19 protein-coding genes are annotated in these 22,351 nt (G+C 63.3%); 2 read left to right on the plus strand and 17 right to left on the minus strand.

Translation table 11 applies throughout. From position 1 onward, the window contains the following. Positions 1-7: 7 nt before the first annotated feature. The 15 genes from ACFSKT_RS20735 to ACFSKT_RS20805 all read right to left on the minus strand — a co-directional run bounded on the left by ACFSKT_RS20735 (position 8) and on the right by ACFSKT_RS20805 (position 18,462). Entirely contained in the window at positions 8-1,561 is a 1,554-nt protein-coding gene (locus ACFSKT_RS20735; RefSeq protein ID WP_377718314.1) for a glycosyltransferase, read from the minus strand. A gap of 343 nt (positions 1,562-1,904) precedes the next feature. Beyond that, complete coding sequence (locus ACFSKT_RS20740; RefSeq protein ID WP_377718313.1) at positions 1,905-3,050, minus strand: CgeB family protein; 1,146 nt, start codon at positions 3,048-3,050, stop codon at positions 1,905-1,907. A 30-nt stretch (positions 3,051-3,080) separates the two neighbouring features. Further along, entirely contained in the window at positions 3,081-4,175 is a 1,095-nt protein-coding gene (locus ACFSKT_RS20745; protein WP_377718312.1) for a CgeB family protein, read from the minus strand. Positions 4,176-4,572: 397 nt separating this feature from the next. Beyond that, positions 4,573-4,860, minus strand: a complete 288-nt coding sequence (locus ACFSKT_RS20750; protein ID WP_377718311.1) for a hypothetical protein — start codon at positions 4,858-4,860, stop codon at positions 4,573-4,575. Then, on the minus strand, positions 4,857-5,198 hold the full coding sequence (locus tag ACFSKT_RS20755; protein WP_377718310.1) for a hypothetical protein: 342 nt from the start codon (positions 5,196-5,198) through the stop codon (positions 4,857-4,859). Before ACFSKT_RS20755 ends, ACFSKT_RS20750 begins: the two co-directional genes overlap by 4 nt. Continuing rightward, positions 5,195-5,518, minus strand: coding sequence for an alpha-helical endospore appendage domain-containing protein (locus tag ACFSKT_RS20760; RefSeq protein WP_377718309.1), 324 nt, complete (start codon positions 5,516-5,518; stop codon positions 5,195-5,197). The genes ACFSKT_RS20755 and ACFSKT_RS20760 overlap by 4 nt, the downstream gene beginning before the upstream one ends. A gap of 27 nt (positions 5,519-5,545) precedes the next feature. Then, positions 5,546-5,839, minus strand: a complete 294-nt coding sequence (locus tag ACFSKT_RS20765) for a nucleoside-diphosphate sugar epimerase (protein ID WP_377718308.1) — start codon at positions 5,837-5,839, stop codon at positions 5,546-5,548. A 149-nt stretch (positions 5,840-5,988) separates the two neighbouring features. Beyond that, positions 5,989-7,401 carry a glycosyltransferase family 2 protein gene (locus ACFSKT_RS20770; RefSeq protein ID WP_377718307.1) on the minus strand — a complete coding sequence of 471 codons (1,413 nt, stop codon included), beginning with the start codon at positions 7,399-7,401 and terminating at the stop codon, positions 5,989-5,991. A gap of 158 nt (positions 7,402-7,559) precedes the next feature. Next, positions 7,560-8,681, minus strand: a complete 1,122-nt coding sequence (locus tag ACFSKT_RS20775; RefSeq protein ID WP_377776338.1) for a GT-D fold domain-containing protein — start codon at positions 8,679-8,681, stop codon at positions 7,560-7,562. After that, positions 8,678-9,400: a sugar phosphate nucleotidyltransferase gene (locus ACFSKT_RS20780; protein ID WP_377718305.1), complete on the minus strand. Its 723-nt coding sequence runs from the start codon at positions 9,398-9,400 to the stop codon at positions 8,678-8,680. The genes ACFSKT_RS20775 and ACFSKT_RS20780 overlap by 4 nt, the downstream gene beginning before the upstream one ends. A 37-nt stretch (positions 9,401-9,437) precedes the next feature. Continuing rightward, positions 9,438-10,181 carry a glycosyltransferase family 2 protein gene (locus ACFSKT_RS20785; protein ID WP_377718304.1) on the minus strand — a complete coding sequence of 248 codons (744 nt, stop codon included), beginning with the start codon at positions 10,179-10,181 and terminating at the stop codon, positions 9,438-9,440. Further along, positions 10,178-10,903: a glycosyltransferase gene (locus ACFSKT_RS20790; RefSeq protein WP_377718303.1), complete on the minus strand. Its 726-nt coding sequence runs from the start codon at positions 10,901-10,903 to the stop codon at positions 10,178-10,180. Before ACFSKT_RS20790 ends, ACFSKT_RS20785 begins: the two co-directional genes overlap by 4 nt. Before the next feature lie 191 nt (positions 10,904-11,094). Further along, entirely contained in the window at positions 11,095-12,033 is a 939-nt protein-coding gene (locus ACFSKT_RS20795; RefSeq protein WP_377718302.1) for a glycosyltransferase family 2 protein, read from the minus strand. 199 nt (positions 12,034-12,232) lie between these two features. After that, on the minus strand, positions 12,233-17,560 hold the full coding sequence (locus tag ACFSKT_RS20800; RefSeq protein WP_377718301.1) for a WIAG-tail domain: 5,328 nt from the start codon (positions 17,558-17,560) through the stop codon (positions 12,233-12,235). Positions 17,561-17,652: 92 nt separating this feature from the next. After that, positions 17,653-18,462 (minus strand): beta propeller repeat protein, encoded by an 810-nt coding sequence (locus ACFSKT_RS20805; protein WP_377718300.1) that lies wholly within the window; start codon positions 18,460-18,462, stop codon positions 17,653-17,655. Between the two features lie 270 nt (positions 18,463-18,732). Between ACFSKT_RS20805 and ACFSKT_RS20810 the strand changes: the two genes are divergently transcribed. Both ACFSKT_RS20810 and ACFSKT_RS20815 read left to right on the plus strand, forming a co-directional pair. Next, positions 18,733-19,293 carry a CBO0543 family protein gene (locus tag ACFSKT_RS20810; RefSeq protein ID WP_377718299.1) on the plus strand — a complete coding sequence of 187 codons (561 nt, stop codon included), beginning with the start codon at positions 18,733-18,735 and terminating at the stop codon, positions 19,291-19,293. Between the two features lie 86 nt (positions 19,294-19,379). Continuing rightward, the gene (locus ACFSKT_RS20815) at positions 19,380-19,991 is read left to right on the plus strand and encodes a TetR/AcrR family transcriptional regulator (protein WP_377718298.1); all 612 of its coding nucleotides are present in this window, start codon (positions 19,380-19,382) and stop codon (positions 19,989-19,991) included. A gap of 144 nt (positions 19,992-20,135) precedes the next feature. On the opposite strand, the gene thiD is transcribed toward ACFSKT_RS20815, so the two are convergent. Together thiD and thiO are read right to left on the minus strand one after the other, a co-directional pair. After that, positions 20,136-21,176 carry a bifunctional hydroxymethylpyrimidine kinase/phosphomethylpyrimidine kinase gene (gene thiD / locus ACFSKT_RS20820; RefSeq protein ID WP_377718297.1) on the minus strand — a complete coding sequence of 347 codons (1,041 nt, stop codon included), beginning with the start codon at positions 21,174-21,176 and terminating at the stop codon, positions 20,136-20,138. Then, on the minus strand, positions 21,160-22,323 hold the full coding sequence (gene thiO / locus ACFSKT_RS20825) for a glycine oxidase ThiO (protein WP_377718296.1): 1,164 nt from the start codon (positions 22,321-22,323) through the stop codon (positions 21,160-21,162). The genes thiD and thiO overlap by 17 nt, the downstream gene beginning before the upstream one ends. Positions 22,324-22,351: the final 28 nt, after the last annotated feature.

Here is a 22,351-nt window from a genome sequence, read left to right on the forward strand (position 1 = left end):
CGCGGCATCAACGCCGCGGCTTGCGGGCGCGCCGTCCGCGACGCGTCCGAACGCGGACGGCGCCGATCCTTCTGGCGCGCTTGCGCACAATCCGGCCACTGCGCGCCGGCCTCCTGCGACCGCGCCTTCTCCGGGCACGCAAGGCCGTGCGACGCCTGCCAAGCGCACGCGAGAGCTTCCTCCGCTTCGGGGGAGGCGGCTCGCCGATCGGGGCGCCTTTGGGAAGCAGGTCGATCAGCAGGTCGGACACCTCGCGAACCTGCTCGAATGCGAAGCCGTCCGCCCGCAGCGCTTCCGCCGTCCTGTACGGCCGCAGCACGCCGTGCTCGAACCGGTATACGGTGTCCTTGCTTCCTTTCACCGGCGCCGGCGGCAGCACGCCTCTGCCGGCAAGCAAGCCCACCAGCTGCACGATTCGCCTGCGGTAGACATCGATGCCGAACGCGATCCGGGACGCCGACGCATTGTGCGCGCCGGCTGCCGCCAGCCGGGCCGGATCGCCCAGCAAGCTGCATACGCGGGCGAACAAGCCGCCCGTGTCGCCGGTCGTCGCCATGTAGGCGCCGTTGCCGGTCGCGCCCGCGATCTCCGCCAATCCGCCGGACCCGTAAAGCACGACCGGCCGGCCGAACACCATCGCCTCGAGGGCCGTCATGCCGAACCCTTCGGCCGTCGTGCTCGGGATGACCGTCACGTCCATGGCCGGGTAGATCGTCTCGACATTCTCCTCGAACCGGATCCATCTGAACCGGCTCATGAGATCTCTCGCCCTGGCAAGCTCCAGGCACTGCTCGAAGTAGGCCGGATCGGTCGGATTGCCCACGATCAGGAAGATCGCATCCGGGAATCGTTCCGCCACTTCGATTGCCATTTGCATGAAATGGTCCAGACCCTTCGCTTCGAAGATCGAGGAGGAGATATAGCCGACCAGTCTCTGATGATCCGCCACTCCGAGCGCGGCGCGGCGCTGCGCCCGCAGCTCGGGCCAGCTCTCCGGATGAAGGGCGCTCGGCTCCCAGGACGGCGGGATGATGATCGACTTGGGCAGCAGACCCGGCGTGCGCAGCGGCGCCAGGGTCGCCTCGGAGATCCCCACGACCAGATCGGCGCAGTGCTCGATCAAGGCTGCGGAATCCGCCGTGTGCGGGGTGAATCGGATCGCCTCCATGACCGACCAGATGACCGGAATGCCGAGCATTTTGGCCGCGATCGCCGGCAGCGGATGCACCGTCGTGTTCACGAAGGCCACGTCGGGCTGCTCGCGCCGGATGAGCTCGATCAGCGCCGGCCACGCTTCGCTCCGCTGGTAGGTTTCGATCTCTCCCATTAAGTGGGGGAGCGCCAGATACAGCGGCACGACGATCGGCACGTCATGGTGGATGACCGGGATGCCGAGCTCGCGGGCCTGCTGGGCGATGACGCCTTCCGTAGGCACGACGAGGGTGCAGGAGAAATAAGGCTTCAGCTCGCGCAGCATGAACACGAGCAGCTTCTCGGCCCCCGTCACGAACTGGGGACTGCAGATGTGGGAGAACACAAGCATCTTCGGTTTCATTGGCATGAATGAGCCTGCGATACCCGTGCGTTGCACGGGTATGCATACACCTCCTTCGCGTCAGCTGCCGTGCGGCATGAATTCGGGCAAACCCGGTTGGGAAGGAGCTGTCCCGCGGCGTACGGTACTACAATATATGGAGGAGATATTTCGATCGGCACGACATATCGCCCCTTCCCATTCGCACAAATCGATCCGCGCCCGCCTTGGACGTCTGTGCATGCCGGATACGAGCGCCGGTTTTCGCGGGCCCGCCGGACAGGCGTGCTGGCGCGTACGACGTCTTTCGCCCGCCCCCGGAATTCGCTATCCATGGGCAGGCAGCCGAGTGTGCGTCCGATCTCCGCCATCAAGGTTGGATCACGGGGGCAAAGAGCATCTGGAACATCAGATCGAGCCGACGGGCGTACGTATGATCGCTCATCGCCCTGCGCATGCCCCGGATCGCGATTTCGCGGCGTTCGTATTCATGCGTGAGGTAATAGTCGATTTTCTCGATCATCTCCTGGGGCGAGCTGTAGGTGACGATTTCCAAACCCGGCGTGAAGAAGCTAACCAGATCGGAACGCACATCCGTCAGCTGCAGCGTGGCGCAGGCGGCGATCTCGAAGGTGCGCGGGTTCGGCGAAACCGCGGGAATGCCCGCGCTGTTGTTGTTGAACGTTTGGTCGTCGTGCGCCCGGTGCATGTTGATGACGATTTTGGCGCCGTTGTACACGGCCGACGTCTCGAGCGGCCCCATCCAGGCGCCGAGCGCGATTTTGTCCTTCAGCTTGTTGTAATTCGTCAAGCGCTCCCACCAGATGCCGGAAATGAAGGAATCTCTAGACGCCAGGTAATCCGCGATTTGATCGAAGAACTCCGCCCGCTTCCAATAGGCCGAGCCGACGAAACTGACCTCATGGCGCTTCTCGGCCGGCGGATTGCGGGGCCGGAACTCCGCCGGATGGAAACCAAGCGGCAGATAGTGGACGTTGGCGCAGCCGAGATTCCGATAGAACTCGACGCAGCTCAGCTCCAGCGTGAAGACGTCGTCGTAACGCGGCGCGATGACGGCCGTCATGTCCGTGTAGTAAGGATCGTCGGTGAACCAGATCGCCGTGCGGATGCCAAGCGCGCGGATCGCGTCGATTTGGTCCAGCGGCATATTAAGTCCGTCGAGCACGATGACAATATCAGGCCGCGCTTGCGCGGCGATCGCGGCCACGGGCTCGGAATCGTTCGTGACCGTCAGCTGGCGGGTCATCCCGGCGAGCGTCTCCGCCAAGGCGGCGTCGATGGGGGAATACGGAAACCCTTTGCTCGTGGCGACGAACATCGCGTGAATCGGCCAAATGGCGGTTTGCTGCGGGATGCGCTGGAGCACGGATTCGCACTGTCCGTACCAAAATCCGTGCTCGAATCCGCTGTTCAAGCCGTCCCGTCGGCCAAGAGCCGCCTGTTTGCTGAAGGATGGCTTGCGTTGTTTGCTTTGCGCGCGCGGCGAAGCTGCCACGGCTTTCAACTCCTTTCGTAATCGGGGCGGTTATTCCCAACCCAGCGTCTGCGCGACCTGCTCCAGCCTCGTCTCGAAGCTGTGATGCTGCAGCGTGCGACGAAGACCGCGAAGCGCGATCGTCCGGCGCGCCTCTTCGTGGACCAGATAGTAGTTGAGCTTGGCGGCCAGCTCCTGTACGTTCGCGTACGTCTCCACTTCCCAGCCCGGCCGGTAGTGGTCGCTTAAGTCCTGCCGGACGTCTGTCAGCTGCAGTGTGCCGCAGGCGGCGATCTCGTAGGTTCTCGGGTTGATCGACAGGCCGGGGAGATTGAGCGAATTGCGGTTGTCGACGCCCGCCGCGGTGGCACGGTGCATGTTGATGACGATTTTGGCGCCGTTGTAATATTTGACCGACTCTTCGACGGGCAGCCAGCCATGACGAATCATCGGCTGCAGCAGCTTGTAGTTCGGCAGGCGCTCCCACATGCCGCCGGCAATGAAGACGCGTTTGCTCGCCAGCTCCCGCGCGATCGCGTCGAACATCTCCACCCGGTTCCAGAACGCTTGCCCGATGAAGCATACGTCGCTGCGATACTGGGCTTCGACCCGCTGCGGCTTGAAGCGTCCGATGTTTACGGCCAGCGGCATGTAGCTCACGTTGGCGCAGCCATTGGACCGGTAAACGGGAATGGTGCCGAGTTCATGGGTCAAGACGGCGTCGTACCGCGGGGCGATCCGTATCGTGTCTTCGGTGACGTAGGGATCGTCTGCGAACCAAATCGCCGTCTTGATGCCGAGCGCGCGGACCGCGTCGATCTGCTCCAGGTGATCGTCCGGAAACACATGGAGTCCGTTCAGCACGAACACCCAGTCCGGACGGATGAATGCGGCCTGCTCGGCGATCCGGCTGGCAGGGGCGGTGAACAGTTCGCCCACGAGCGGGCGAAGCGCCGAAATAATGCCCTCGTCCAGCGCCTCGAAGCCTTGCGGGATATACAGCACCCGCACGCCCCGTCTTGCAGGCGGCGGCTGCGCGACGCTGCGCACGACCGCTTCGCACGCCCCGTCCCGGGTCCCATGTGCGAGACCTTCGTCGTAGCCTTGCTTCGCCGCGTTCGCGTTCTGCTTCCGTAACGATTCCATGGGCGCACACCTCAACCTTGGTAGTCTTTCTGTCTACATATATATGCGGATGGTAGGGAAGGCTCATGGTCACTTGTCCGGCGAGGCGGCAAAATTGGCGGATAACCAGCAGCGGCGCGTATTTAGCCCGGGAACGGCAGCCGTCCCGGAAGGCGTAAAGATGCTAGAGGTCGGTAGTATATTCCGGCAAGCGGTTACAGGAAGAACGCGAGGAGGTAGGCGATCGGGAGTTGAGGGATGGGGCGCGGGCGCGAGGGGCGGAAGGGGCGAGGCGCTCGATTGTGACGCCGGTGAAGCTGGTGTCGCTATTGCGTGAACATGGCGCGAATCGGCACGACCTCTCGTATAGACGGACCGCCAAACAAAAACAGCGGCCCATTTTCCGGCCGCTGTTTCCTTATGGCTGCTGCTCGTATGCGATCTGATGTCCGTGCTCGAAGCCTTGGGCAAATCCGATGTTGTAGCCTTCGTTGTACGCATGGTTATAGCTCTCGTTGTACGCCGAAGCGGCGGTGTGCCGCGCGCGCGGCACGCGCCGCCGGATCGCGGACGCTCTCTTCCCGCGCAAGGCGGTCGAACGTCTCCGTCGGCCGCCTTTGGCCGCGGCGGCCGTTCTTCTCCGCTTCGTTCGGCTGGACGCCGCGCCGCGTACCCGGGTTTTCTTCTTCCGTAAAGGCGTGCTCATCCGCATTCCCCTCCCCTCTGCGACGAACTGCGGCCGACGTCGCTGCCGCCGCCCGGCCGCCCTTCTCCTTGCCAGCCATCCGTTCCATGGAGCAGCAGCGGTTTGCCCGGCCGGCCTTGCCGTGGTTTGTGGGTGCGCAGCCCCGCCGCCTTCTCCGCCAACGATTGCTGAAAGGCCGTCATGGATTCGACGTTGTCGTAGACTTTGCGTGCCATCTCCGGCGAATGTCCGACGACGTCCGCCACGCTATCCAGGATTCGGGCGATCGCCAGCTGGCTCTTAGCAATCGAGCGGATCAGCTCGATTCTCGCCTCCCATTCCCGCGTGAGAAGACTCATTCGTCGCGGTCTCCGAATCCGCCGAAGTACCCGCCTCCGCCGCCTCGTTCATCCTGCCGAAGCGCCGCCTTCAACACATTCGACATCCCTTGGTTCAGCTTCGTCAGTCCGTCGATGACCTCGATCAACTGCTCATGAACGCCAAGCGTATCCTTCAGATGCTCCTGCTGCTCGCCGTACGCATCCGGAGAGACATGGTTGCAGAGCCAAGCGCGCACCTTCTCGGCTTCCACGGCTTTGGCCTCCAAAATTAACGCGACGTTCGATTGCAGCTTAGCGGATGCATCCAGCATTCTCGCATAGGCGCTTTCCCTGCTCATGAGGTCTCCCTCCCCTTATCCGTCCCCTTACTCATCGTCCCGCTCCGGCTGTTCCATTTCCTTCATGATCGATCCGATCGTCGTCGCGAGCGTCTCCTGCAATTCGGCGATGCTATTCAAATAAGAGACGACGCTCTGCGTCACCGCCTGCGAGCTCTCCATCAAGCCTTCCATGCCGCCGAAATCCGGATGCGTGTCCGGCAGCGCATGCACCATTTGCGCCATCCGAACCGCAACGTGGCGTTTGGCCTCGAGCACGCGCGCCATATGCTCGTGCGAGCGCGAAATATGCTCGATCATTTCCGTTACGATGTGATCCATGCCGCCGCCCTCCCTTTTTATTACTCAGCATATGCGCCTTCTTGGCCTGTGATACTGGGGTCGGCCGCCCGCGGGCAGCGCATCGGACCGCACAGCCTGGAACCATGGTCCGGGCAAAGCAAGGCAGGCGCATGCGGGCGGCACCTCGCTCACAGATTCGCCGAGACCCGCGACGGCGCGATGATCGGCAAACCTTCGGGCAGCAGGGCCCATTCCTCCACGGCCGGCGTCAGATGAACGCGATACTGCAGTCCCCAAAATTCCGCCGCCGCCTGGGTTGCGAGCCTTCGTTTGACGCCCTGTTCGACCATGTATAATTGGCCGTCCGGACTGAGGGCGGAGCCGTTCATCGGCCCGATGCCATCCCCCGCCGGCTGTCCGCGCCAACGGAGTTCCGCCTCTAGCGCATCCATCGGCTCGCCGATCGGCCAGCGGAGCAGATCGACCTGCGAGAGGCGCGCGCACGGAAAAGACAGCGCCCCGGCAACCGGACGTCTCTGCCCGTTCTCCACCCAGTAGATCTGCTCGCGCACGCCGCGCACGGCAACCCCCTGCGGGAAAAACGCGGACTCGCTCGGCAGCGGAGGAGAAGACGGGTCTGCCGACTCCGGTTCACCCGGAGGCGCGGCCGCCGCTCTCGCCTGCGCGTCTCGGCGCAGCAGCGTGTTCACTTGTTCGATCAGCTCGTGCGGATTGCCCCACTTCTCCGAGAAGAACGTGGAATTGTTCCGGTTGACGGCCTCCAGCTCGCTGCCCAGCGCTTTGATGCTGACGCTGCCGTAATGGTGGATGAACGTATCCCGCGCGATGACGAGCAGGCGCCCTTGCAGCCGGACGCGCACGTTGTAGTCGTCGTCCTCGAAATTGCCGATCGCATATCCTTCGTCCAAATAACCGGTCCGCTCCAGCAGCTCGCGGCGGAACAGGAGGCAGAAGCCGGTCAGCCGGTCGGTCAAATGCCATTTGGCGCTGTCGGAGCGGTTAAATTCCCGCGCGAACTCGGGCATCTCCTCCACGTTCACGTAAGGCACCTCGATCTGCTGGCTGCCGCTAATATAATTGGTCACCGGACCGACCATGCCGATGCGCGGATCGCTGTTCAGGCACGTCAGCAAATTGTCGAGCCAACGGTCCGTCACGATCGTATCGTTGTTAAGCAGCAGCAGCGTCTGTCCTTTCGCCATCATCAATCCCGTATTCGTCGCACCCGCGAAGCCGCGGTTCGAATCGAGAATGCGATAGCGGATCTGACCGCTGAGCGACTGGAGAAAGGCGGCCGTGCCGTCGGTCGAGCCGTTGTCGACGATAATAATCTCGTAGGGCAAATCGGTATGGTCGACGATGCTTGCGATGCATGACTTTAAGTATGCGAGCTGATTGTACGTCGGAATGATAATGCTCGTGCCATCGAATAACGAGCCGAAACTTTCGTGCCCGAGCCGGGTCCCCGTTTCGAATCCGCTATCGTAGCCCGCGCGATACCAATCCCGTTTTTTCCGGGCAACCGGCCTCGCCTTGGGGCGGCGGGTCGCGGCGCGAGCCGGCCTTTTTTTGGGAGGCATAACGTCAGCTCCTTAAAGTTTTCTTTGTTACTTCATTGAAATTACTACTTTGAGACAAAGAAAACTCGCTTCGAAAGCATAAGCCAAGTTTTCTTGTTACTACTTTGAGACTGCTTCTTCGCGACAAGAAAACTCGCTTCGGAAGCGCCAGCAGGCAGCTAGACCGAGAGCTGCCCTTTCCCGAGCGCGTCGGCTAGATGTCCGAAATCCAGCGCCACCCGACCGAATTCCGTGGCCAGCCGCCAGCAAATGACGACGGCGGGGACGCCTGCCGAGACGAGCGCCAGGTCGTACTCGATGAAGCTCGCTTCGTGGATCACCCTATCGATGGCCGCGAAGCCGTTGACGGGGCTGACAATCCCGGTCACCGTAAATCCGCGCGAGACGAGCGCTTCCGCCAATGCCGGCGCTTTATCCCCGATGAGCAGGAGGCGTCGGCCGGTAAGCAAGTGAGGCAGCAGCCCGCTTTGCTGAAGCCCGTAGTTGATCGTCGACGAGGTGAGGCGCAGGCCGGCCGGATCGATGCCGTGGTGACGAAGCACCGGATGCAGCAGCAGCTGAAAATGTTTCCGTCTGGCTACCGGGACGCCGACCCGGTTCGCCTGCCGGACGGCCATCGCGACGAGATCGCGCGCCGCCAGATCGGGCGGCGTCACGCCGGCGTAAGGCAGAAAACGGCCCTCCCTCCGAATCGTCTCCGCGTCGAACACGGTATCCTGCGCCAAGGTCAGCAGCTCGCCGTCGCCAAGCCGAACGAGGGCGTAAGGCTGCTTCGACTCGATCGCGTGCGTCAGCTCCTCGTACACGAGTGCCGGCTCTGCCAGCGGATACAGCTGCGGCGCCCTTGCGGCCAGTCCGGCTGCCAGCACCTCGCGCAATCCAATCTCTTCCAGAAGCGCGCCGGGCGGGACCAACTGTTCGAGCAGCTGCTCGCCGCCTTCATACAAGCCGCGTTCGTATCCCGCCTCGTATGCATCTCGCCCCTCCCCGACGCCTGCAGCGGGATGAGCGGCAGGATCATCGATCGGCACTTGGGCCTCATGCTCCACGGGAATCCTGCGATGCCGGGGGCGCGCCGGTTTTGCCGCGCCTCGTTTGGCCGGGCGGCGGCGCGACGTCCTTTTGCGCGGCTTTCTTTCTTTAGCTGCGGGCACGGCGCCGGTCTTCTTTCTTCGTCGACCGGCGGCCGGACTTGGCGTTGCCCGGCGCTTCGCCGGTTCCGGGGCGGCCGAGGGAACCGCAGCTTGGACGGCTGTCGCGAGCGGTGCCGGGCGGATCATGGCGCATCCCCCGACAACCGCAGCGACGCCTCCTGCAGCGATTCGAATGTACCTGCGTCCGTCCACCAGCCCTGCAGCTTGCCATGGCGCAGCTGACCGCGCGCGGCGTACGCGTTGTTCACGTCGGTGATTTCCAGCTCGCCGCGCTGGGAAGGCTCGATGCCGGCGATAAAATCGAATGCATGGCCGTCAAACCCGTATATGCCCGTGACGCACCAATTGTTGTCCGGATGCGCCGGCTTCTCCTCAATGCGCACAATCTCGCCGGCTTCGTCGAACTTCGGCACGCCGTAACGCTCCGGATCCGGCACCTCCTTCAGCAGGACCATCGCGCCGTTCGGCTGCCGCCGGAAGGCATCCACATAAGGGGTAAGCGCCTCTTCGAACAGATTGTCGCCGAGCAGCACGAGGAATTTCTCGTCGGCGCCGACGTAAGGACGCGCCAGCTCCAACGCCTGCGCGATACCGCCAGCCTCCTCCTGAATGCGATAGGTCAGCGAAACGCCGTATTCCGCACCACTCCCCAAATAATGGATGAATGCCCCGGCGGCCTGTCTGCTTGTGACGATTAAAATATCGGTGACGCCCGCTTCCTTCATTTTGTCGATACCGTAACTGATCATGGGAAGTCTGCCCACCGGCAGCAAATGCTTGTTCAGCAGCTTGGTGAGCGGCATCAAACGGCTGCCCGTGCCACCGGCCAAGATGACAGCTTTCAAGCGATCCCCTCCTAACGTACGAGTACAAATCTGTGCCTTACATGAATTGAGCCGGGTCGACCTGCCATTTCTCGATAAATAGCCCTCGGTTCCGCTCGATCAGCTGCGCCAGCGCTGCCGCTTCGCCGCGCTTGAAGCTGGCGCTTCCTTGGTGATGCACGAACACGCTTCGGCACATATACAGCCCGAAGCCGAGCATCCGGGCGCGGAGACAGTAGTCGTCATCCTCGTAATGACCCGGCGAGAAGCGTTCATCCAAGCCGCCGATGGCCGCGTACAGCTCGCGTTTGAACAACAGACAGAAGCCGACCAGACGAGCAATCGGCTCCGCTTCCAGCTGAAGCGATCGAACGTAGGCCGCCGTCTGATGGAATTCGTCCATGGTCGAGAACGGATACGTCGCCAGCTGCCGGCCGCTGACGTAATTGCTGACCGGTCCGACCATCCCGGCCCCCTCCATGCCGTTCAGCACGTTCAGCATCCCGCTCAGCCAGCCTTCGGACACCGTCACGTCATTGTTGAGCAGCAGCAAATAGTCGCCTTTGGCCAGCCGCAGCCCCCGGTTGCATGCAGCGGGGAAACCCTCATTAGCGGGCAATGCAATGAGCTTCACGCCCTCGCGGGCGCACCAGTCCGGCGTTCCGTCCGTGGATCCGTTGTCGACGACGATGAGTTCATAAGGGGTTTCGTGCGGACTCGTATACGTTCGAATCGCGCCGATCGCCTGCTGAAGCATCGTCAGTCCATTGCTCGTCGGGATGATAATGCTCGTCATCTTCACTGTCGGTCGCCTCCGGTCTCGCTGCGCCTTCTCGTCTCATCCGGCCATTGAAGACGGCTGCCCTGCCGCTGGATGACGCTCACCAGCGCTTCCGCATGGTCGCCAAGCCGCAGCGGGCCTTCCTGATCGGGATCGTGCCGCTCCTTGCCGCGGCGAATGGCGGCCGCATGATGCGGGATCGTCTTCAAACGGAGGCCCTCCGTGATCGCCGCGGCCTGCGCGAGCGCCGGAACAGCGAGCCGCTCAACCCCGATACGCTCCATCCCGACGCGCGACCACGCGTGCGGCAGTTGATCCAGCGTATTCGGGCCAAGCCAGGCGCAGCCCAGCGCGCTGTTCATGAAGGCCCGCACGCGATCGGCCTCCCCCCATTGGCGGAACGTGCCCAGACTGGCGCCTCGATCCGCCAGCGCGATATCGGCCCCCTGCCCGACTGCCGCAATGAGCCGTCCGGCTGCCGCCAAGTCGACGGGATCCTGGCCCGAGACAAACAGGAGAATGTCCCCTCGCGCTTGCGAAGCGCCCAATGCCCTGTCTTCGTCAGGGCCGAGCATCTCGGGAAGGAAGAGCACGATCGCATCCGTCTGCGCGCGGATCATCGCGGCGAGCGAAGGATCCTTGCCATCCAGCACGACAATCGTCTCCAACACGGGCAGGCGAGACCATTGACGGATGTGCGCGACCGCTTCGGGCGATCGGCTGCCTACCACGATAGCGGACACGCGATAGTCGCGTGCGGTCTGCTTGACCTGGGGATGTGAATGTCCGGGTCTGGCGCTGACGCTGCGCCGCCCTCTCGGTTGTCGCCCGCGCGGCCGCCGTGCACCAGAGAGCCGCTTGTTGGACCGCGATTTGCCGCGGGATGCGAACGGCGGCCGGTTGGCGCGCCTTGATCGAGTTCGTCGGATTCGCCTCATACGTCACCTCCCCGGCCGCTTCTGGCCGTACGGCCGTCTGCGAATCCCGCTCTTGCTCCGCTATGCAGGGCCAGCCATTCGAGCGCCTCCAGATGATCGCCCATGATCAGCCGCTCAAGCGGCGCGACCCGTTCGCGCTCACGTCTTGGAAGGTTCAGCTTCCCGACGTTCACGCGTTGAACCGGGACGACCCGCAGCCCGAGGCGGACTGCTTTCGCATGCGCGAGCGGCGGCACGGACAACGACTGCGTCCCGATCGTCTCCAGCGCCTTTCGGCTGAGCGCGTGCGGGATGGCCGTGAGCGAAGTACCCGCCAAATCAGGCCGGTTCAACATCGTGTTGAGCGCGTGTTTGGCCAGCACGACGCTGTGCACCTGCATTTTGTTCGTCGGCCCGGAGTAGTCGTTGAGCGCCACGTCGACGCCGCCCTGCAGGACAGCCTGCACGAATGGCTTGAGCTGCGCCGCCGGGATGATCATATCCCCATCCAGGAATAGACAGACATCGCCCCGGGCATGCTCGGCGCCGACGGCTCGCCCGACGTCATGGCCAAGCGGCCGCGGATAGGACAATACCTTAGCCCCCATACGCCGCGCGATCTCCGCGGAGCCGTCCGTCGAGCCGTTCGCGACGACGATGACTTCCGAATCCGGATGCACGCGGAACGCTTCGCGGATCACCCCCGCGATATGACGGCGCTCATTCATGACCGGTATGACGACGGAGACGGCAGGCGGGGAATCGGATACACGTTGGATCGGCTCCGCCATCGCCGACGGTTGAACGGCCGGCGGGACTTTCGCTCCGCGTAACGGGCGCGACGGTCGTTTGCGATTCCGGGCAAGAGGCTTCCGATGGGTTCGCGGACGCGGCTGCTTGCGGACCGAACGTCTCGTCTGCCGAGCGCGTGATGCATTCGCCGTCTTTTTTCTCATGACGATCACCTCACCTTGCCTAAATAGATGTCCGCCTGGCTCCTATGCAGACAGACTATTCACAAGCTATTGTATGTACGAATATCGCCGCCGCAACGGCAGGTGTACGTCAAGGCTTTCACCCGTTCATGCCGCGAACGCCGAAGAACCCCCGTTTCTCTCGCGCAGCGCGAAAGAAAAGGGGGTTCCAAAGAGGCGATTAGCCGATGACGATCCAGTTGACCTGGCCTTTCGGCTCAGGGCTGATCCGCGTCCGAATGATCGACAGCACCGCGCGGTCCGCATGCTTCTCTTTGATGACCACGTAGCAGGAAGGATGATCCGTCGTCGCGACGAGCACATAGCCGTTATGCGCATACGGTTCGCCGAACACGACCGTCGCTTCGACAAGCTCGCCTTGGCCCGCGAAATCGTAGGCCGCAAATCCGAATTGCTGATTCGCGGAAATGAGCGCGTTCGCCGTGCGCACCGGAGCGAATTTCAATTTCTCCGTCCCGATGCTGCCATCCCCAAGCTGCGGGCTGCGAATCGCCAGCTGAAGCTCCGGCGCGAGATGCTCGGCGTGTACGGCGCCAGAAGCCAGCTTCTCGTTCGTCACGCTGCCCTTCGCGATGGCACCTGCTCCGACCGCGCCAGGCGCGAGATGAACCGAAGCCACGCTGCCCGGTGCGAGCTCGTGATCCAGCACGCCCGGCGCAAGCCGATCGGCCGTGATGCTGCCCGCCAGGATGGCGTCCGCGTCAATGACGCCAGGCGCCAGTTTATCGGCCGTAATGCTGCCCGAGGCAATCGCGTCCGTATCAACGGAGCCGACGGCCAGATGAATCCCATTTATGCTTCTTGCCGCAAGCTTATCAGCCGTGATGCTGCCCGAAGCAAGCGCGTCCGTGCCGACGGCCCCTTTCGCCAGCTTGCTGCCCGTGACGCTGCCTGGGGCGATGGCCGCCGAGCCGACTGCGCCGGCGGCAAGTTGATCCGGACCGACGCTGCCCGCAGCAAGCTCGCGATCCAGTACGCCTGGCGCCAGCTTATCGGCCGTGATACTGCCCGTGACGATGGCGGCCGAGCCGACTGCGCCAGAAGCCAACTTGTCGGCGGTAACGCTGCCTGGCGCGAGGGCATGCGCGCCGACCGCGTCCGCTGCCAGCTTATCAGCCGTGATGCTGCCCGCTTGAATCGCGTCTGCGCCGACCGCTCCCGACGCCAGATGAAACGCGGCTACGCTTGATGGTGCGAGCTCCTGGTCCAGCACGCCTGGCGCCAGCTTATCAGCCGTGATGCTGCCTTGGGCGATGGCCTCCGTGCCCACCGCGCCGGCTGCCAGGTGAATCGATTCGACGCTCGACGGCTCCAGCTCGTTGTCCAATACGCCCGGCGCCAGCTTATCGGCGGTGATGCTGCCTGGGGCGATGGCGTTCGTCCTGATCGCATTCTCGGCCAGCTTCTCGGCCGTGATGCTGCCCAGCGCAAGGGCTTCCGTGCCCACCGCTCCAGGGGCCAGGTGGATCGAAGCGACGCTCGACGGCTCCAGCACGTGATCCAGCACGCCCGGGGCCAACTTATCGGCCGTCACGCTGCCCGCCGCGATGGCATGCGCGCCGACCGCGCCCGATGCCAATTTATCGGCGGTGATGCTGCCCGGCGCGAGGGCGGCCGATCCGACCGCGCCCGGCTTGAAGTGCACCGAGGCGATGCTCGCTGGCTCGATTTCGTAATCCAGTACGCCTGCTGCCAGCTTATCGGCGGTGATGCTGCCTGCCGCGATCGCAGCCGATCCGACCGATCCAGGGGCCAGCTTGTCGGCGGCGATGCTGTTCGGCGCGATGGCGGCCGATCCGACCGACCCGGGAGCCAGCTTATTGCCCGTGACGCTGCCCGGCGCAATCGCGGCCGATCCGACCGACCCAGGCGCCAAGTGAACCGCGGCCACGCTGCCAGGATCGAGTTCTCTCTTCAGCACGCCAGGCGCTAATTTGTCGGCCGTAATGCTGCCGGCTTCGATCGCGTCCTCGCCGACAGCACCGGCTGCAAGATGGATCGCTTCAACGCTGCCCGGTTCCAGCTCGAAGTCCAGCACGCCAGGTGCCAGTTTATCGGCCGTCACGCTGCCAGCTTCGATCGCGTCCTTGCCGACCGACCCGGGAGCCAGATGAATCGAATCCACGCTGCTTGGCGCCAGCTTCTCCGACGTCACGCTGCTCGCTGCCAGCGCATTCGCGCTGACCGCGCCCGATGCCAGCTTATCGCTTGTGATGCTGCCTGCCGCGAGCGCCTCCGTGCCGACCGCGTCCGCGGCCAGCTTATCGGCCGTGACGGACGCATCCGCGATCGCATCGCTGCCGACGCTTCCCGCCTTGAGATGCTCGCCGCCAATCGATCCGCTTGCCAACTTGCCCGTCGTGACGGAACCGTCCTGCAGCTGGGCTTCTCCGACCGCGCCAGCCGATAGCTTATCAGCCGTGATTGCGCCGTCCGCGATGACCGCGTTCGTCACGGCGCTCGCCGCCAGCTTCTCGCCGGTTACGGCGCCGGTCGCCAAGTGCTTCGCTTCTACGGCGCCCGCGTTCAACGCTTCGCCGCGAACCGCCCCTTTGGCCAAATGAGCCGATTGAATCGCCCCATGCCCGATCGCGCTGCCGGTTACCGCGCCGGCCGACAGCTGCGTCTGACCGATGGAGCCCGATTTGAGCTTGCTGCCGTGAATGCTGCCGTCCGGCAGTTTGCCCGGCAGGAACAAGTCGCCGGCCAGATGGGCCTGCGTGATGGAACCTTTGCGGATATGGTACCCCTGCAGCGTTTCCGCTTTGACATGTTTGCCGCTGATCGACTCGATCCGAAGATGATCGCCGCCGACGGATTGCACCGACAGCTTCTCGCCGGTTACGGCGCCTTCGATCAGGTGGATCGTGCCCACAGAGCCATCCTTCAGCTGCTCGGCGCCGACGCTATCGGCCGTCAGATGTTCCGCTCCGATGCTTCCTTTGGCGACATGCTCGGCTCCAACGGCTTCCGGCTGCAAATGCGCGGCGGATACCGCGCCGGCTTGCAGCGCCTCGCTGCCGACCGCCCCGTCCTGCACCTGCTCGGCTCCGACGCTGCCGGCCGCCAGCTTGGATTCCGTTACCGCCCCGTCGCCGAGATGGTACTCCATGACGCTGCCCGAAGCCAGGTGAACGCCTAGCACGGCGCCTTGGGCAATCTGCCGGCTGCCGACCGATTCGATGCCCAGCTGCTCCGCGCCAATCGACTCCGGAGCGAGCTTCGCGCCGGTGATCGACCCGTCCGCGAGATCGTCCGACCCGATCGCGCCTGCTGCGATATGGCCGGCTTGAACCGCGCCTTCCGCCAGATGACGCGCGCCGACCGAACCGTCTGCCAGGTGATGCGCGCCGACCGCGCCGTCCGTCAAGTGAACGCCTTCCACCGATTGCGGCGCCAGCTTGGCGCCCGAGACACTTCCGTCCGCCAGTTTGCCGCCGGTCACCGCGCCGTCCGTCAGCTTATCGGTCGATACGCTCTCCGGCGACAGCTTGAGCGAGTTCACGGCATGGTCTGCCAGATGGTGACCGTACACGATGCCTGGCGTCAGATGACGCTCCTGCACCGATTGCGGCGCCAGCTTGGCGGCTTTCACCGCTCCATCCTGCAGCGCGTTGGTCTGAACGGACCCGTCGCTCAAGTGCTCGGCGGCAACCAGACCCGGTTGGAGATGCCAAGGCGCGACGGACTCGACGGAGATCGCTTCCTCCGTGACCGCGCCGGCGGCCAGATGGTACGCTTTGATCGCTTCCGGCGCGATCTTGTCGGACGCGACCGATTCGTGCCCCAGATGCCGGACGGACACCGCGCCGCCGGCCAACTTATCCCCCGTTACGCTGTCGCTGGCCAGACGGCTCTCCGTGACGGCGCCCTCGCCAAGCTGCTCGGACCCGACGGAGCCTGGCGCAAGATGCGCTTGGTGAACCGCGCCGGCGGCCAGCTTCTCCGATTTCACCGCTTTATCCAGCAAATGGCGGGTCCCGACGGAATCCTCGGTCAAATGAGCGGCATTGACCGACCGTACCGCAAGATGGCGGTCGGTCACCGAGCCGCCGTCGATATGATCGGGGCCTACGCTTCTTTTGCCGAGATGCTTGCTTTGGACCGCATTATCCGCCAGTTTCGCCGCCGTGATGCTTTGGTCCGCGATTTTGGACGCCGTGACGGCATGCTCGCCCAGCTTGATCGTGGAAACGGACAAATCGGCGATTTTAGGCGTCGTCACCGCGCCGTCGTTCAGATGCTCGGCGTTAACGCTTCCCTCTGCCAGCGCCTCCGCGCCGACCGCGCCTTTTTTGATCTGCGTCTCGCCGATTGCGCCCGTCGCGATCGCGTCCTGATCGACCGCTCCGCGGCGCAGCTCCCTCGGCCCGACCGCGCCTTCGGCCAGATGTTCCCCGACGATTTCGCCCGGAGCCAAATGCTTTCCCAGCAGAATGCCGGTCGCGACGTGTTCGGCAAGCAGAAGACCCGGCTTCAAATGCACCGAATCCACGGCGCCCGCGGCCAGCTTCTCGCTCGTCACCGTGCCGTCGCGCAGCTTGGAGCGCGTCACGGCGCCGTCCGCCAGCTTCGATGCGTTCACGGCATCCGCCGCAAGATGCTCGGGACGGACGGCCCCGCTTTTGATTTTGCTGCCTGTCACCGCCTGGTCTTCAAGCAAATCGCTGGAGACGATGAACGCCTTCAGATGCTTCGTCTCGATCGAGCCTTCGGCGATTTTGTCCGCGCTGATCGTCCGGTCCGCCAGTTTCTCGGACGTAATGCTGCCATCGCGAAGCTTGTCGCCGGCGATCGAGCGCTCCGCGAGAATCGAGCCGTTGACGGAGCCCGGAATCAGATGCTCGCCGGTAATCGAATTCGGCGCCAGCTTCGAAGCCGTGACCGCGCCCTCCGCAAGGTTGATGCTCTCGACGGCGAAGTCCGCCAAATTGCGGGAAGCGACCGATCCGCGGCCCAGTCGCGCCGAATCGATGGCGCCCGGCGCGATCTTCTCCGACGTGATCGCCTCGTCCGCAATATCGTCGGTATACACGAAGGCGGCGGGCCGCTCGGGTTCGCGCAGCTCCTCGTAGACCGCCAGCCTTTCCTCGCGGCTCATCTCCGGTTCGACGTCCGCAACCGGCAATTCCGCGACTGATGCAGCTTGCGCCTCAAGCGCGCTCGGGCCAGCTGCCTCCGGTTGGACGGCGGTTGCGCCTTCTTCCGGCCAGTACTCCGCATCCTCGTTCAGCTCGGCCGGCAGTTCCTGCCAGTCGTGGCCTGCCTCGTCTAATGAGAGGATCGGCTCGGCCGGCGGTGCGGCCGCATTGACTTGCAGCTTCTTCTCGTTCTCGGATTTGCGCGGGTCGAATACCCCGCCGCCGGATGCTGCCGGCGCTTTCTTCTTCACATCGTCCAGCCATTTCAATTCGGAAGCATTCGGATTATCGACGTAAAATAACGGTTTTTGCCCGTTAGCGCGTTTCCCTTTCCTGCTTTTCGCCATAGCCCTCTCCTTCTCCCACCTCGAATGTCATAGCATCATATGCATTCACCTATAGGCAGGTCACTGGAGTTTCGCATCCGGCGGCAAAAACGTTACGCGCGCATGGTTTGGATCCCTTTCGACAGGGTCGCCATGTACAGGTCGGAACCGAGCCAATCCACGTCCGTCACCGGCAGCCCGGGCTTTAGCGAGAAGAGGGTCAGACGGCCCCCCAGCCTGCCCACCCGGAACAATCCTTTATCCGTGCACACGTACACATGCGGCAATCGGGAGACGACGCTGAACACGAACATATCGCCGAAACGAATCCGTTCGAAGCCGCCGCGTCCCGTGCTCATGACAAGCTCGCCGCTATCCGTCGCGCCGATCAATCGCGTCCGGTCGGCCGCGAGGCTGGTCACGCCCGAGCCGAGCGGAAAACCGGCCCATTGATCCGTCATGCGGTCGTACATCCCGATGCCGCTTTCGAGACCGATATAAAGATACTCCGGCGTGAACAGAAAATCGTATACGATCATCCGTTTGTACGCAGACTGCCTCCACTCGCCGCCGTTGCGATATAACAATCCGTCGTCCGTCGCGGCGAACGCGGAGCCCCACTCTTCTTTATATTGATAACAAGCCTGTTCCAAATCGCCGTTCACCCAGCGGTTGTCCTGGAGCTGGTACAGCCCTTTGCTCGTGCACGCGTAAAGCCGACGATCCATCGTTTGCAGCCGATGAACCATCGATTCGGACGGCAGCCCGTCGGACATCCGCTGCCATTCGCCGTGTTCCTTGCGATGGTATACGCCTTTGCCCGGCGACGCCGCGACTAGCGAGCGATCCCCTTGTACTTTAACGGATGAAAAATGAAGCGGCCGCGATTGCGGCTGCCAGCTTCGATTGAAATTCGGCAGCATGAAATTGACACTCCTCGCTCAAAAGGCGTTTGGTATGGCGTAATTCGCCCGTATATCGTGATCCCTCTCGGACGTAAGATCGTAAGCCGAAGGGTAGTTATCTCCGCATGGATCATGCTCGCCGAACGAAGGTCCAGCAGTTCAATGCAAGCTATCCTCTGGAACAGCATTATTTTAAGTGATAATGATTATCACTGTCAATTAAATGAAGCAAACGGCGCATAACCCTTCCATATTTTGACCACGTTAACGAGAAGGAGATGATGGAGGATGCAGCCGACCCACGAAGCCGTCAATCAAATCCGGAATGAATATAAAGAAGTGACGCTCGACCACTGGTATCAAGACGATTTCCTTTCGCTCCACTGGTGGTTTCTGCTGGCCGCCACCATTTTGCCTTGGATCATCTGGTGGAGATGGATCCGCGTGCCCTCCCGCACGCTGGAATTGCTCGCATGCGTATTCGCATGGAGCATCATCGCCATGTTCGGCGATGTCTGGGGCAGCTATCTCCTTCTGTGGGGGTATCCCGACAAGCTGCTGCCCACCGTGCCGCCTTTTCTTCCCGCGGATATGAGCGTCATCCCGCTCTCCTTCGCGTGCGTGTATCAGTTTGCTTCTACTTGGCGGGCCTATCTACTCGGCGCGTTTGCGCTCTCCGCGTGTTTCTCCTATGTTATCGAACCGCTTTTCATCCGTCTCGGGTTATTCGAGATTCATCGTTGGAGACACGCGTATTCTTTGCTCGGTTTCGTGTTGTTGGCCATTCTCGTGCGCTATTGCATGCTGCGCTGGCGAGCGGTAAGCAGTAAGGGCCGGGGAGACGCATGATCGGCGCTCGTTATGGAAAAGGTTAACATATTGAAGTCCCTGACGATTCGCTCCTTGCTTAGGGGCAGGAAGGTAGGTTACACGGTATGGCGGAACGTATCGATCGGAGAAAAGAACGCACGAAACAGCTGCTCCACAAGGCGCTGCTGGAATTAATCGAGGAACGCGGACTGGAGGGGATAACGGTCAGCGATCTGACCCAGCGGGCCGAGATCAACCGGGGCACCTTCTATTTGCACTACAAAGACGTGCCGGATATGCTGGATCAGAGTAAAATGGCGTTTCTGCAAGGCTTGCGGGAACAAGTCATTACCCTCGACGTGAACGGTCTGATCCGGAAAGCGGCTGTCGACGAAACCGACCAGAGCCTGGTCGACCTGTTCGCGTACATCGCGGATCACGCGGATCTGTTCCGTCTGCTGCTCGGGCCCGGCGGCGATTCCTTCTTCGGCGACCAAGTCGTCCAGCTGCTGAAGGAGAATTTCTACGACAAGCTGCTGCCGCTATGGCGGGTGGAGGAGGCGAGGCTGAACATCCCGTACGATTTTCTGATCGCTTACGTGTCGGCCGCCAATCTCGGCTTCCTTCAGCATTGGCTGGAGACCGGGATGCAGCAGACGCCGGAGCAATTCGCGCAGATGATCGTCCGGGTCGTGCGGACCGGCCCCATCCATCTCAGCCAGGATATCCCGGACTAGCGCCCGAGTGGGCCGGACGACAGGACAGGCGCGGTCACCGACCCTTAGCCGTTCGCGAGGGCGGCCGCGCTCCGCTTGAACGGCCAATAAACCCCCGCCCGGTGCGAACGGGCCGGAGGTTTATTTGTTGACGCCTGCCCTGGCTTACTGGAGGCCGTGCGCCGGCTCCCGGTGCGCGGCATGCCATAGGGAACCGATCCCTCCGCCGAGCGGAACTGCGCGGGCGATCGCCGCGGCGACGAAACACTTCGCCGCCCGCGCGGCATGCTCCATCTCGAAGCCGCGCGCCAAGTAAGCGGCGATCGCCGCGGCCGTCGAGCAGCCGGTCCCGTGCGTATGCCGGGTCGCGATACGGGGGCCGCTGAGCGTTAGCGGCTCCGTTCCCGCCAACCGGTCGCCTCCGGCCAACACGTCGATCGCCAGTCCCCGGAACGCTTCATCCTCCAGATGACCGCCTTTAAGCAGGACGTATTTGGGACCGAACCGAAGCAGCATGTTGGCTGCCTCCATCATGTCGGAGACGGATCGGATCGCGCTCTCCTCCATGCCGAGCAGCTCGCACGCCTCCGGCAAATTCGGGGTCGCGACGAGCGCGCGCGGCAGCAGCTCGTCACGCAAGGCGTTCACCGCGTCGCGCCGGAACAGCGGGGAGCCGTCTTTGGCCACGAGAACGGGATCGACGACCAGCTTGCGGATGCCGTAAGCGTCCAGCTTCGAAGCGACAGATTTGACGATATCGCTCGAATACAGCATGCCCGTCTTGACCGCGTGCGCGCCGATATCGCCGAGCACCGCGTCGATCTGAGAGAGGACGGCTTCCTCCTGCATCGGATAGACGGCATGCACGCCGCGGCTGTTCTGCGACGTCACGGCCGTGATCGCGCTCATGCCGAAGACGCCCAGCTCTTGGCATGTCTTCAAATCCGCTTGGATGCCAGCCCCGCCTCCGCTGTCGGAGCCCGCGATGGTAAGCACCCGGGGCGGCCAGCCCGTCAGCTCGGCGGAATACGCGATAGGTTCTCGGATGCCGGCATACGCAGCTTCAGGCTCTCGCCCCGCCGGCGGCTCGACGTCCTGAGGCAGCTGAATCGCATATTGACCGCCTGCTGCCGAAGTCCCGGCCAGGCCAGACAATTGGCCATGCTGGTTACGGGCTGAAGCCGCCCAATTATCGAAATCCCGCATATTCTCTTCCCCTCCTCTGCAAGACGGCGAACCGATCCGGCGCGAATGGGCGCGCCTCTTCAGCCTGCGCGCTGCCCGAGAGCATGCGGCCGACGAGCGCGCCGGTGGCGGGACTTAGCAGGATGCCGTTGCGGTAATGTCCGGCTGCGAGGATGACGTCCTCGCGACCCGGAATCGGGCCGATGAGCGGCCAGCCGTCCCGAGTCGCCGGGCGCAGCCCCGCCCATCGGTCGATGGGTTCCCGGCCATCCAAGAACGGCAGCACCCGAGGGCCCCAGCGTACAAGACGTTCAATGCCGCGCTCCGTGACCGTCCGGTCGAAACCCGCCACGTCTTCCGAAGCGCCGCAGACAAGCGTCCCGTTCCGTTTGCCCACCCAATATGCCTGCGAGGAGAACACCATATGACGCACTTCTCCGAAGGGCACGTCGAACGAACAGATTTGGCCGCGTATCGGGTGCACCGGGATCGGAAAGCCGAAGGAGGCCGCATAATGCCCCGCCCAGGCGCCCGAGCAGACGACTAACCGATCGCCGTCATAGCTGCCGCAAGCGGCGGTCTCGATGCGTATGCCTCCCGCGGCGAACAGATCGGGCGCTTGAATGCCGCCGGCATGATCGACCATGCGCGCGCCGAGCTTGCGGCAAGCCTCCTCCAGCGCGGCGACGAGCGCGGGCGCGTACACATGGCTCTCCTCCGGCGTATACACGGCGGCAAGCGCGCTTGCCGCAAGCTGAGGCTCCATGCGGCGCAGCCGTTCGCCCTCGACGAGCTCCGCGCCGGAGCCGCAAGACCGCTGCCATGCCAGTCTCGTCTGAAGCGGCAGCAGATCCGCTTCATGCAGCGCGACCGTCAAGCTGCCCGTCTGCAGCAGGTCGGCGCGGCAGCCCGACACCGCCTCGATGTCGGCCAGCCATGACGGGTACAGGTTCAAGCTTTCCAGGCACAGACGGAAGAACGGATCGGGCTGCTCGGGATTTTCCGTGAACGGGGCGAGCATCCCCGCCGCTGCCCCCGAAGCCTGGCCACCGAACGCCTCCGGCTCGATGACCGTGACGTCATACCCTAACCGCAGCGCTTCGAACGCGCAGGAGAGGCCGATGATGCCGCCGCCCAATATGATGACGCGCTCAGCCAATTCCGCCAAGCCCCTTCCCCGCTTCGGCTGGTTCGGC

Source organism: Paenibacillus xanthanilyticus (assembly GCF_042682185.1).
Classification (GTDB): domain Bacteria; phylum Bacillota; class Bacilli; order Paenibacillales; family Paenibacillaceae; genus Paenibacillus_Z; species Paenibacillus_Z xanthanilyticus.